Origin of the sequence: Coprococcus sp. AM97-35, from assembly GCF_027697525.1 — a bacterium.
Taxonomy (GTDB): domain Bacteria; phylum Bacillota; class Clostridia; order Lachnospirales; family Lachnospiraceae; genus Allocoprococcus; species Allocoprococcus comes.
The window spans coordinates 250,665-263,012 of the sequence record NZ_JAQESL010000002.1; the positions used below are offsets into that span (position 1 = coordinate 250,665).

Consider the following 12,348-nt stretch of genomic DNA (forward strand, 5'->3'; position numbering starts at 1 on the left):
AGCTCTTCTTCTGTTTGACCGGAAAATACATATGGAAAATTCTTCCATAAAAAGAGTATTATGTGCCGGGGATGGGGATCACTTAAATATATTTATCAGAGTAACATATCTTCAGGCACAGGCGCTGTGAAATGCATTTCTTCTCCTGTGATTGGATGCCGGAAACGCAGATGATGTGAGTGCAGTGCCTGACGGCTGATATGGCTGTAATCCGGATTATAGAGAAAATCTCCCGGAAGCGGATGGCCGATGTAATTCATGTGCACCCGGATCTGATGAGTGCGTCCGGTATCCAGCTTTAAGGCAACCAGAGAGTAGACCGGATCTGTATCTGTAATGGAAAGCCTGCGGTAATGGGTGCAGGCGTATTCACCATGTTTAAAATCGACCATGCGCTCGATGGTAGAACCCTCTTTTCTGGCAATTGGAGCAGTGATGGTTCCGTCTTCCGGGATGATTCCCGTGGCAAGTGCCAGATATTCCCGGTGGATTTCCCGGCGTGCCATCATGGCAGAGAGGAGAGAGGCACTGTAAAGATGCCGGGCAATGATCAGAAGACCGGTGGTGTCCCGGTCAAGCCGGTTAATGCAACGGTATACAAAAGGCTCGCCTTTCTCTTTGAAATACCATGCGCAGGCATTGGCAAGTGTGTTGTCATAATTTCCCTGGGAAGGGTGAATTGGCATTCCGGCAGGTTTATTGATGACCAGCAGGTCCGGATCTTCATATACGATCGAAAGAGGCAGATCTGACGGAACAATATTTTCGGAGAATTTTGTTTCGGTAATCCGGATGGCAAGCTGGTCGCCGGGAGTAAGAAGGGTGCGTGCCAGTACCGGGTCCCCGTTCAGACGGATTCCTTCCGGATCTTCTTTGATTGCCCGGATCAGAGAAGAAGAATATCCATGAGCTTTTAGAAACTCATGGATATTGGAAGTTTTCTGTTCGGTTATTGTATAATTCAGAATTCTTTCCCACATTACTTTGATTTCACTTCCCGCCATAATTCATTGTAGACAGCATCGTTTTTATCTCCACGGAATTTGAAGGTCTCACAGATGGAGAGCTCGCTTGCATCCGGGAATGCAATCTTGCTGTTGCGGATGGACTCGTCTTCGATCAGTTCCCGCGCTGCTTCATTTGGAGTCGAGTAGGTGATGTACTCAAAGTTCTTCAGTGCGATGTCCGGACGGCAGAGGAAGTTGATGAACTTTTCAGCATTTTCCTTATGCTCTGCATTCTTCGGAATTACCCAGGAGTCGATCCAGATATTGGATCCTTCTTTCGGAATTACATATTTCAAATTTGGATTTTCTTTCTGTGTGTAAATGGCTTCACCAGAGTAAATAACACCGATGGCTGCTTCATTTCCAATCATCTTGTCACGCACCTGGTCAACGACGTATGCCTGAACCAGAGGTTTCTGCTTGATCAGAAGATTCTTCGCTTCGTTCAGCTCATCCAGGTCGGTTGAGTTCAGGGAATATCCAAGATATTTTAAGGTAACACCGAATGCATCGCGGACGCTGTCCTGCATCAGAATGCTGTCCTTGTACTTTGGATCCCAGAGAACAGACCAGGAATCAATTGGTTCGTCTACCATGGTTTTGTTGTAAAGGATTCCGACAGTTCCCCAGCAATAAGGAACAGAGTATTTATTTTCCGGGTCAAATGCCTTGGACTGATCCATATAGGTCTGTCCGATATTTTTGATATTCGGAATATTATCCCGGTTGATCTCGTCAAGAAGATCGTTCTCGATCATACGCTGGATCATATAGTCAGAAGGGCAGACCACATCATAGGAAATAGCGCCGGATTGCACCTTCGGGTACATGATCTCATTGGTTTCGTATTCTTCATAGACTACCTGGATACCGGTTTCTTCTTCAAAGATATCCAGGACATCCGGATCCAGATATTCGCCCCAGTTGTAGACAATTACCTTTTCGGAGCCGGAAATCTTTGTCTTTGAATTGTAGAAAAATCCTCCGGCTGTAATGATGATCACGAGCAGTGCCGGTACGACACGTGTTACGACGAGACGCATCGTGTGGCGTGCACGGGATGGCTTGCGGATCGTGCCGTCTTTTTCGTGAACTTCTTTTTCCGGTTTTAAATTGACCAGGAAGAGAAGGAAGAGCACCGTTACAAACATGATCGTTGAGAGTGCGTAAATTTCCGGACGGATTCCTTTTCGTACTTCACTGTAAATTTTGGTAGACAGGGTATCGATTCCAGGTCCTTTGGTAAAGTGGGTGATCACAAAATCATCCAACGACATGGTAAATGCAAGCAGGAAACCGGAAAGAATTCCTGGAAGGATATCCGGAAATACGACTTTGAAAAAAGCGTAGATCGGGGAAGCACCCAGATCCAGTGCGGCTTCATAGGTCCGCCGGTTGGTCTGCTTTAGTTTTGGCATGACACTTAGGATGACATACGGGATATTAAAGGTTATATGTGCAATCAGGATTGTCGAAAATCCCATGTTCATACGGAATGCGATAAACAACAGCATCATAGATACACCAGTCACAATGTCTGCGTTCAGCATCGGAATGTTGGTGACACCCAGCATAAAGGTACGAAACTTGCGGTTCATACTCTGGATTCCAATGGAAGCCAAAGTTCCAATCACGGTTGCAATCAGCGCAGAAAGAAGTGCGATGATCAGGGTGTTGTATAAGGTGCTCATGATCGCTTCATCCTGGAAAAGGGATACATACCATTTTCCGGTAAATCCGCCCCATTTGGCACGGGTTCTGGAACTGTTAAAGGACAGAACCATCAGTGTCATGATCGGAGCATAGAGGAAGATCACGATCAGCAGTAAATATAAATTCTGTAATTTCTTTTTCATTAGAATGCCGTGCCCTCCCCGTCTTTATCGTATTTGGCGATCAGAGCCATACTTGCAATGATGAAGATCATCAGGACAAGTGAAAGTCCACTTCCTACATGCCAGTTGCTTCCCTGCTGGAATTCCTGTTCGATGACATTTCCAATCAGAAGGATCTTGCTTCCACCGAGGAGATTGGAAATGACGAAGGTTGTAAGTGCAGGTACAAATACCATAGTGATTCCACTGATGATACCCGGAACACTAAGCGGAAGGATGATCTTGGTAAATGTCTGGATATTTCCGGCACCGAGATCTCTGGCTGCGGAAATAACATCTTTGTCAATCTTTACAAGTACATTGTAAATCGGCAGCACCATGAACGGCAGGAAGTTGTAGACCATACCGAGGATGATCGCTGTCGGTGTGTTGATAATGTTCCATGAAGGCAGCCCGAAGAAATGGAGAACGGAGTTGATGACACCGTTTTTCTCCAGGAGGTTCTGCCATGCAAGAGTTCTGAGCAGAAAGTTCATCCACATCGGAAGGATGAAAACAAGTACTACGAAGCTGGACTGGTTTACATTTCTTCCGACAAGGATCATTGCCAGAGGATAGGCAAGGATCAGGCAGATCACTGTGCTGACAAATGCAAGCAGAAGTGCAAGCCCCAGAGCCTTTAAATTCTCAGGTGTTGTGATTTTGGCAAGGTTCATCCAGGTGAATTTTCCGTCATTGTCAGTCAGACCATAATAGAAGATCATGATCAGAGGAATGATAATGAAAGAAACTGCCCAGAAAAGGTATGGCCCAGCCAGGAGACGTTTGCTATTCTTCAATTCCTACAGCCTCCTCATCTTCAGATTCCGGTTTTTTCATGATCTGAATATCAAACGGGTCAACATGGATTCCAACCTCAGTGCCAACCGGGAACATATCGGTGCTGTGTACCAGCCATTCATAGTTGTTGGCAAGGACTTCCATTTCATAGTGGACTCCTTTGAAAATCAGATGGGTAACGACACCCTTTAATGTGCCTTCTTCTGGTTTTACAAGATCGATGTCCTCCGGACGGATGACCGCATCGACCGGTTTGTTGGTTCCGAATCCGGTATCCACACACGGGAATTCGGCACCGACAATATTGACCAGCTTATCGCGTACCATGATGGCATTGAAAATGTTGCTATCGCCAATGAAGTCGGCTACGAAAGCATTTTCCGGCTCGTTGTAGATATCTTCCGGTGTACCGATCTGCTGGATGTATCCCTGATTCATGACAACAATCGTGTCAGACATGGTGAGGGCTTCTTCCTGATCGTGGGTAACGTAGATAAATGTAATTCCCAGCTCATTTTTTAAACGGATCAGTTCATACTGCATGTCCTGGCGGAGCTTTAAATCCAGGGCACCGAGAGGTTCATCCAGAAGAAGAACTTTTGGTTCATTTACAATGGCGCGGGCGATGGCAATACGCTGCTGCTGCCCCCCACTTAAAGAATCCGGATAACGGTTCTGGTAACCTTCCAGATTGACCAGTTTTAATGCATAATGAATCTTATCATCGATGTAAGATTTTGATTTCCCTTTGATCTTCAGACCAAAAGCAATATTTTCAGCAATGGTCATATGGGTGAAAAGCGCATATTTCTGGAAAACAGTGTTGAGCTGTCGTTTATTCGGTGCAAGGGATGTAATGTCCTTTCCATCGAAAATTACTTTTCCGGAGTCCGGATTTTCGAATCCGCCGAGGATACGCAGAAGCGTTGTCTTTCCGCAGCCGCTAGGTCCTAAAAGTGTGAGAAATTCATTTTCTCTGATATAAAGGTTCAGGTCGTCCAGAACCAGATTGTCTCCATATGATTTGGAAACACCAACAATGTCAATCAGTTTGTTTGGCATATGTATAATCCTCCTGTGTACTTAAAAACTTGGGGGAGTGCTGACCCAGATCAGGCGTGCCCCGGAAGAAGACGATGCTTCTATATAATGCTTTGCGTGGGGAGTAAAATAAAAGGATTCTCCCTTTTTAGCTTTGTAGACCTTATTGCCTACGTGGATTTTGACGGAACCCTGAAGCACGTATCCGAATTCCTCACCTTCGTGTGGAAGATCCGGGTAGGTTGCACCGCCCGGAGCCAGGGTAAGACGGATCGGTTCCATCATATTGCGCTGGGCATTCGGAATGATCCATTCAATCGTATTCTTCAGATCAGTATCCTTTTTTTCAAAATAATCCTCATCACCGAAGACAACCTGTTCTTCCTCGTCATCGCTGAAAAATTCATTCAGATTGGTGCCGAGACACTGCAGAATATCAACCAGTGTGGCGATAGAAGGAGAAGTAAGATCCCGTTCCAGCTGGGAAATGAATCCCTTCGAAAGCTCACTCCGGTCTGCAAGTTCTTCCTGGGTAAGATTTTTCGCAATACGGAGCTCCCTTACTTTCTGTCCTATATTCATAAATAGCTCCTTTCTGTAAATTGTTTGTAAAAATAAAAATAAACCTAGAGTTTAGTATTTCTATACACACGACAAGGTTTATTATACTATAGTTTATAGAAAAAGCAACCGTTTTATAAGGAAAATAGAGGTTTTTTTGAAAAATAGAAAACGTGTAAGAATTGACTAATTTTAGTTAATTACAAAAAAGTTTGATTTGTTTAGTAAAGGCTGTAGCTTTACAGATGATTCTGTTATGACAATAGCAGTTGGAGAAGCTCTTCTTGCAGTCGGAACGGAAGCTACAGTAAAGAAAATAGAAGAAGCGGTAGTAACTAACATGCAGGATTGGGGAAAAAGATATCCATATGCAGGTTATGGTGGAAGATTCAGGTATTGGTTTAGAGAAAGAAATCCTAAGCCATACGGAAGTTATGGGAATGGTTCTGCCATGAGAGTGTCAGCGGCGGGATGTGGTGCTAGAATAGTGTTTGGTGAAAAGAGGGAATAGTGGTATAATTCTATTGTAGTAGATTTTAGATATAAAAAGAAATGGAGAGGCACTAGTGCAGATATTTGTAGATGCAGATGCATGTCCGGTAGTAGATATTATCGAGACAATAGCAGAGAAATATAATATTCCAACTACATTGCTGTGTGATACAAATCATATTTTGTATTCTGATTATAGCGAAGTGATTGTAGTAGGGGCAGGAGCAGATGCAGTAGATTATAAACTGATTAGTATCTGCCATAAAGGAGATATTGTCGTATCACAGGACTATGGTGTTGCAGCAATGGCACTAGGAAAAGGTGCATATGCCATTCATCAATCGGGCAAATGGTACACGAATGACAATATTGAACAGATGCTCATGGAACGTCATTTGAATAAAAAAGCCAGAAGAAGTTCCCATAAGAATCATATCAAGGGACCGAAAAAACGAACAGAAGAAGATGATGTAAGGTTTGCACAGTCTTTTGAAAAAATGCTCATGATGGTACAGGAGAAATTTCAAAAGAATACTAAAACAATGGAGACAGGCAGAAAGGAAAACAAATGAGAAAAGCAATCGTATACGCATCTGTACATCATGGAAATACAGAAAAACTAGTAAAGGGCATAGCAGAAGAATGCCAGGTCGATTTGATTGATGCTGTAAAACAGCCAGATGTAGATCTGAGCAGTTATGATATGATTGGATTTGCATCAGGAATCTATTTTTCAAAATTTCATCAGTCGATATTGGGATTTGCAGAGAAGAATCTACCGGACGATAAAAAGGTATTTCTGATCTGTACTTATGGTGGAAGTGCGAATTATAAATCCATAGAGCAGATTTTGGACGAGAAGCGTTCTAAAGTGATAGGAAAATTCGGATGCAAGGGTTATGATACATTTGGTCCATTTAAACTGGTAGGTGGTATTGCAAAAGGACATCCGGATGAGGAAGATATAAAAAATACAGTTGAGTTTGTAAAAGAATTATAAGTAGCCCGCAAATAAAAAGTCAAGGTTAAATGGTTACTTTTTGTTTGAGTTTCCAAACTTTTATGTGACAAACGTAGCTGTCTGTGATATTATTAAGATAATATAAGCGAAAAAGACTTTTGCGGAAACGAAAGTATTTTCAAATTTTATTTTACGAATGTACTTCCTATAATAAAACTAATTACTTGCAAAATTGATAACTAATATTTTTCTGCTATTACAGGTACAATAAGAACATGTAATAACAGAAAGAAATGAGGTATAGTTACTTGCAGATAGAGAAGTATATCGCAGATAAAATAACATCTTTATGTGAGAAGCGTGATATCAGTAAACACAGATTATCGCAGCTGCCGGGAATTTCCCAGTCGTCACTGAGAGAATCATGACGCAGGAAACAGTAATGTCAATGCTGCGTGGACTTTGGAAGTAGGAGAACAGTTCGAGTATATGTATCGGCTGTTCTTTTTTTATTTTTCAGCGTTAAAGCGGTGAGGTTTTTCTTATGCACGATAGATTGTGGGAGTATAATAACATCAATGTTTTTGCATAAGTTTAAAAACTATAATAGGATGATCGGCAAACCAGATGAAAATCTGGGACGCAAAGCTACAGGGCCTGTAAAATGGCAGCCAGTTGCATGAAATGAGATGCACTGTCTGTAGGACAGTGTTTTTTTATTTCATAGATATATGAAAAAAACGAAAAGGATAGTTAGGAATAGGCGGAAAATGAAAGGGAAAAGAGTAATTGCAGGCATTCTGCTTGCGGAAATTTTAGCAGTCACCCTGGCAGGGTGTAAAAACATAGATAACACCAGAGAAGAAACAGAAAAGCCGGTCATTACACTCGGCAGCGATAACTACCCACCATACAATTATCTGAATGAGGATGGTGTACCTACGGGCATAGATGTAGAACTTGCTACAGAAGCTTTCAAAAGAATGGGATATCAGGTGGATGTTGTCCAGATCAACTGGGAGAAGAAAAAAGAATTGGTAGAAAGCGGAGAGATTGACTGTATCATGGGCTGCTTTTCCATGGAAGGACGCCTTGATGATTACCGCTGGGCAGGACCATACATAGCAAGTCGACAGGTGGTAGCCGTAAACGAGAGCAGCGATATCTATAAGTTGAGTGATCTGGAGGGAAAGAATCTGGCTGTCCAGTCCACAACCAAACCGGAAGGTATCTTTCTGGACAGGATGGATGAGAGAATCCCAAAACTGGGCAATCTGATCAGTCTTGGACACCGGGAACTGATCTATACGTTTCTGGGAAAAAGGTATGTGGATGCAGTTGCCGCACATGAGGAATCTGTTGTCCAGTATATGGAGGATTATGATACAAGCTTCCGTATCCTGGAAGAGCCTCTGATGATCACCGGAATAGGTGTTGCTTTTGCAAAAGATGATGACAGAGGAATCTGTGAGCAGATGGAACAGACATTGGAAGAAATGCGCCAGGATGGCACATCCCTGAAAATCATTGAAAAATATCTGGATGATCCCCAGAAGTATCTGGAGGTGGATGATCTTGGATATTAAGAAAAAAGAAAAACGAATCCAGCTGCTCGGCGGTCTGCTTGGAATCTGTGTGGTGGTAGTCTCCCTGTTTTATTTCTTCCACGCAGAAAAAGCGGAAGCAGAGAAAAGAATGGTGGAGATTGTAAATTATGTGAAAGTGCAGTGTTCCACCTACACCCATTATAATGAATCATCGGAATCCAAAAGTCTCCTCCGTGCCATTGAAAGTGCCAGACAGATGAGTACAAATATTAAAACGGAAACAGAAAACGGCGGGCAGCTAAGCCGGGATTTTCTGAAGGGAAATCTGCAGACTCTCTGGGTGGATGGTATCCTTGTATTGGATGCAGATGGAAAGACGGACTGTGAATACAGCACAGATGAGTCTCTGACTAATGAGATTACGGAGTATCTGCAAAAAGACATCATCATGGATTTTGCCGGATATGAAGAAAGAAGCTATTCGGAACGGTTTACCAGGGAAGATGGGTCACATATCGATATTGCAGCCTGTGCCAGAAAAGATGCACCGGGCATCGTCGCAATCTACTATTACACTTCTCCTGAATTTGCCAGAAACTATACACTGACGATACAGGGGCTTTTAAACGGTTATAGTACTCAGAAAGATGGAACGATTCTTGTTGCAGACAATGGGACAGTTGTTGCCTGCAATGATGAGAGCCTGTTGGGGCAGAATACAGCTGACAACGAAGTGGTTCAGGCAATGAAAAAGCATACAGACAGTCAACATATCTATCATTTTAAGAAAGAAGGAATCGGATGTTACGGAATCATGCTGAAGCAGCGTGATTATTATATCTATGCATATCTTCCTGATACGGAAGTATTCCACAACCTTCCATTAAATGTGATGAGTGTTATTTTTCTTTATTTTTTGATGTTCGGTTTATTCTGGTTCTGGACATATAAAACCAATCTGACACATCAGAAACTGGAACAGGAAAAAGATGAAAAATATAAAGCAGAACTTCTGATAGCAGCTAAAAAGGCAGAAGCCGCCAATGAGGCAAAAACAGAGTTTCTTCAGCGAATGAGCCATGATATCCGGACTCCGATTAATGGAATTTGCGGCGTGCTCAATGTGGCAGATCATTATGCAGACGATATGAAAAAACAGACGGAATGCAGGGCAAAAGTCAAAGAGGCCTCTCATCTGCTTCTGGAACTGGTAAACGATGTCCTGGATATGAGTAAGCTGGAGTCAGATGAAGTGATTCTGGAAGAAATACCATTCAATCTGAGCGGTATTTTCAGGGAAGTATTTGTTGTGATTGAACAGATTGCAGCAGAACAGAATATTCGGATTGCGTGGGAGAAAAAAGAAATCATACACCGGAATCTTATCGGAAGTCCGGGGTATGTGAAACGTGTGATGATGAATATTCTGTCGAATGCGGTGAAATATAACAGAGAAAACGGACATATTTATATCAGCTGCGTAGAAATTCCATCCGAACAGCCAGAAACGGCGATAATGAAATTTGTCTGCCGGGATACCGGAATCGGAATGGCAGAAGAGTTCCAAAAACATATTTTTGAACCATTTGCACAGGAACATGCAGGAAGCCGCACAAAATTTGCCGGAACAGGTCTGGGAATGCCAATTACCAAAAAACTGGTTGAAAAAATGGGTGGAACCATTATGTTTAAAAGTAAAGAAGGTGTTGGGACAACATTTGTGATCCAGGTTCCATTCAGAATAGATCTGGCTACGGATAAACGGAAAGAACAGAAGGATGCATCAGAAAAAACGATAAAGGGGCTGCACATTCTTCTGGCGGAAGATAATGAGCTGAACATGGAAATTGCAGAATTTATGTTTCAGAATGAAGGCGCTGAAGTGACCAAAGCATGGAATGGACTGGAGGCTGTTGAAATATTTGAAAAAAGCAGACCTGGTGAATTTGATGTGATTCTGATGGATATCATGATGCCAGTCATGAATGGTTATAATGCCACAAAGAGGATCCGTTCTATGGACAGAGAGGATGCTAAGGAAATACCGATCATTGCAATGACAGCAAATGCATTCACAGAGGACAGAATAAGAGCAAAAGAAGCAGGGATGGATGAGCATATTTCCAAGCCTGTTGATGGGAATTTACTGGTAAAGGTAATTCATGAATTGTTGAACTAGCGGAAAATAATTTCAAATGGGAGATTCGTAATGAAAAAGAAAAAATGGAATAAGATACTTGCTGTACTTTTGGTGATGGTGACAGCCATATCGCTTCTGTCAGGATGTGGCAGCAAAAGCGCAGAAAAAGAAGATGCAGAAACAATCACGGTGTATTTATGGAGTACAAGCCTGTATGAAAAATATGCACCTTATATTCAGAAACAGCTCCCGGATATCAATGTTGAATTTGTCGTAGGCAATAATGATCTGGATTTCTACAAGTTCCTTAAGGAGAACGGTGGACTGCCGGATATTATAACCTGCTGTCGTTTTTCACTGCATGACGCCAGTCCTCTGAAAGACAGTCTGATGGATCTTTCCACAACCAATGTTGCAGGTGCTGTCTATGACACCTACCTTAGCAATTTTATGAATGAGGATGGAAGCGTAAACTGGCTTCCGGTGTGTGCGGATGCGCATGGTTTTGTGGTGAACAAAGATCTTTTTGAGAAATATGATATTCCGTTGCCAACAGATTATGAAAGCTTTGTCTCTGCCTGCCAGGTATTTGACGAAGTGGGTATCCGCGGGTTTACGGCAGACTATTATTATGATTATACCTGTATGGAGACACTGCAGGGTCTGTCAGCGTCAGAACTGTCTTCCGTGGATGGACGCAAGTGGCGCACTGCCTACAGTGACCCGGATAATACAAAGAGAGAAGGTCTGGACAGTACAGTCTGGCCGGCGGCTTTTGAACATATGGAACAGTTTATCCGGGATACCGGTCTGAGCCGGGATGATCTGGATATGAATTATGATGATATAGTTGAGATGTATCAAAGTGGTAAGCTTGCCATGTATTTTGGCAGTTCTTCCGGGGTGAAAATGTTTCAGGATCAGGGGATAAACACAACATTTCTTCCGTTCTTCCAGAAGGATGGTGAAAAGTGGCTGATGACTACGCCGTATTTCCAGGTGGCTTTAAACAGCGACCTGGCAAAGAATGAAGCACGCCGAAAGAAAGCAATGAAGGTTCTGAACACAATGCTTTCAGAGGATGCACAGAAGCAGATCATTTATGATGGGCAGGACCTGTTAAGCTACAGTCAGGATGTGAATATGCAGCTTACGGAATATCTGAAAGATGTGAAACCTGTGATCGAAGAAAATCGTATGTATATCCGCATTGCGTCAAATGACTTTTTCTCTGTTTCCAAGGATGTGGTTTCCAGGATGATCTCAGGAGAATACGATGCAGAGCAGGCCTATGAGTCATTTAACACTCAGCTTCTTGCGGAGGGATCAACTTCAGAGAATATCGTGTTGGATTCGCAGAAATCCTATTCCAACCGCTTTCATAGCAGTGGGGGCAATGCAGCTTATTCGGTTATGGCAAACACTCTGCGTGGCATTTATGGGACGGATGTACTGATCGCAACCGGAAACAGCTTTACAGGAAATGTACTGAAGGTCGGTTATACTGAAAAAATGGCTGGTGACATGATCATGCCAAATGGTCTTTCGGCTTACAGCAGTAAGATGAGCGGAGCTGAACTAAAAGAGACAGTTAAAAACTTTGTAGAAGGCTACCAGGGTGGTTTTGTTCCGTTCAATCGTGGCTCCCTGCCTGTGTTCAGCGGCATTTCTGTGGAAGTCAAAGAAACAGAAAATGGTTATACACTGAGCAAAGTTACAAAAGATGGAAAAAAAGTTCAGGACAATGATGCTTTTACAGTAACCTGTCTTGCGATACCAAAACACATGAAAGCTTATCCGACAGATGAGAATATTGTGTTTGATGGAGGAGATATCAATGTGAAAGACAACTGGACAGGATATATTTCAGATGGTGATGTCATTCTTGCAGAGCCTGAAGATTATATGACTCTGAGGTGAGAAG

Annotated in this window: 11 protein-coding genes and 1 riboswitch; of the genes, 6 read left to right on the forward strand and 5 right to left on the reverse strand. The window is 42.7% G+C overall.

Annotated elements, in window-relative coordinates:
* Positions 1–95: 95 nt before the first annotated feature.
* The 5 genes from PG840_RS02990 to PG840_RS03010 are packed head-to-tail and all read right to left on the reverse strand — an operon-like array spanning position 96 to position 5,305.
* Entirely contained in the window at positions 96–980 is an 885-nt protein-coding gene (locus PG840_RS02990; RefSeq protein ID WP_270205224.1) for an RluA family pseudouridine synthase, read from the reverse strand.
* Positions 980–2,863, reverse strand: a complete 1,884-nt coding sequence (locus PG840_RS02995; RefSeq protein ID WP_270205225.1) for an extracellular solute-binding protein — start codon at positions 2,861–2,863, stop codon at positions 980–982. The genes PG840_RS02990 and PG840_RS02995 overlap by 1 nt, the downstream gene beginning before the upstream one ends.
* Entirely contained in the window at positions 2,863–3,681 is an 819-nt protein-coding gene (locus tag PG840_RS03000) for an ABC transporter permease (RefSeq protein WP_022220522.1), read from the reverse strand. The genes PG840_RS02995 and PG840_RS03000 overlap by 1 nt, the downstream gene beginning before the upstream one ends.
* Complete coding sequence (locus PG840_RS03005) at positions 3,671–4,744, reverse strand: ABC transporter ATP-binding protein (protein WP_117556198.1); 1,074 nt, start codon at positions 4,742–4,744, stop codon at positions 3,671–3,673. The genes PG840_RS03000 and PG840_RS03005 overlap by 11 nt, the downstream gene beginning before the upstream one ends.
* Before the next feature lie 21 nt (positions 4,745–4,765).
* Positions 4,766–5,305 carry a helix-turn-helix domain-containing protein gene (locus tag PG840_RS03010; protein ID WP_008374904.1) on the reverse strand — a complete coding sequence of 180 codons (540 nt, stop codon included), beginning with the start codon at positions 5,303–5,305 and terminating at the stop codon, positions 4,766–4,768.
* A 235-nt stretch (positions 5,306–5,540) separates the two neighbouring features.
* Between PG840_RS03010 and PG840_RS03015 the strand changes: the two genes are divergently transcribed.
* The 6 genes from PG840_RS03015 to PG840_RS03040 all read left to right on the forward strand — a co-directional run bounded on the left by PG840_RS03015 (position 5,541) and on the right by PG840_RS03040 (position 12,344).
* Entirely contained in the window at positions 5,541–5,795 is a 255-nt protein-coding gene (locus tag PG840_RS03015) for a hypothetical protein (protein ID WP_117556196.1), read from the forward strand.
* Positions 5,796–5,850: 55 nt separating this feature from the next.
* Positions 5,851–6,348 (forward strand): YaiI/YqxD family protein, encoded by a 498-nt coding sequence (locus PG840_RS03020; protein ID WP_117834005.1) that lies wholly within the window; start codon positions 5,851–5,853, stop codon positions 6,346–6,348.
* Positions 6,345–6,776, forward strand: a complete 432-nt coding sequence (locus PG840_RS03025) for a flavodoxin family protein (RefSeq protein ID WP_270205226.1) — start codon at positions 6,345–6,347, stop codon at positions 6,774–6,776. Before PG840_RS03020 ends, PG840_RS03025 begins: the two co-directional genes overlap by 4 nt.
* 568 nt (positions 6,777–7,344) lie before the next feature.
* Positions 7,345–7,420, forward strand: a riboswitch (cyclic di-GMP riboswitch).
* Between the two features lie 87 nt (positions 7,421–7,507).
* Positions 7,508–8,323 (forward strand): substrate-binding periplasmic protein, encoded by an 816-nt coding sequence (locus PG840_RS03030; protein ID WP_270205227.1) that lies wholly within the window; start codon positions 7,508–7,510, stop codon positions 8,321–8,323.
* Entirely contained in the window at positions 8,307–10,463 is a 2,157-nt protein-coding gene (locus tag PG840_RS03035) for a response regulator (protein WP_270613359.1), read from the forward strand. The genes PG840_RS03030 and PG840_RS03035 overlap by 17 nt, the downstream gene beginning before the upstream one ends.
* Positions 10,464–10,493: 30 nt before the next feature.
* Positions 10,494–12,344, forward strand: coding sequence for an ABC transporter substrate-binding protein (locus PG840_RS03040; protein WP_195501726.1), 1,851 nt, complete (start codon positions 10,494–10,496; stop codon positions 12,342–12,344).
* Positions 12,345–12,348: the final 4 nt, after the last annotated feature.

What these genes read in the sequence shown, in the direction of transcription:
- PG840_RS03005 (WP_117556198.1), bottom strand. Translation starts at nt 4,744, where the DNA reads ATGCCAAACAAACTGATTGACATTGTTGGTGTTTCCAAATCATATGGA.
- PG840_RS03040 (WP_195501726.1), top strand. Translation starts at nt 10,494, where the DNA reads ATGAAAAAGAAAAAATGGAATAAGATACTTGCTGTACTTTTGGTGATG.
- PG840_RS03010 (WP_008374904.1), bottom strand. Translation starts at nt 5,305, where the DNA reads ATGAATATAGGACAGAAAGTAAGGGAGCTCCGTATTGCGAAAAATCTT.
- PG840_RS03015 (WP_117556196.1), top strand. Translation starts at nt 5,541, where the DNA reads ATGACAATAGCAGTTGGAGAAGCTCTTCTTGCAGTCGGAACGGAAGCT.
- PG840_RS02995 (WP_270205225.1), bottom strand. Translation starts at nt 2,863, where the DNA reads ATGAAAAAGAAATTACAGAATTTATATTTACTGCTGATCGTGATCTTC.
- PG840_RS03025 (WP_270205226.1), top strand. Translation starts at nt 6,345, where the DNA reads ATGAGAAAAGCAATCGTATACGCATCTGTACATCATGGAAATACAGAA.
- PG840_RS02990 (WP_270205224.1), bottom strand. Translation starts at nt 980, where the DNA reads ATGTGGGAAAGAATTCTGAATTATACAATAACCGAACAGAAAACTTCC.
- PG840_RS03030 (WP_270205227.1), top strand. Translation starts at nt 7,508, where the DNA reads ATGAAAGGGAAAAGAGTAATTGCAGGCATTCTGCTTGCGGAAATTTTA.
- PG840_RS03035 (WP_270613359.1), top strand. Translation starts at nt 8,307, where the DNA reads ATGATCTTGGATATTAAGAAAAAAGAAAAACGAATCCAGCTGCTCGGC.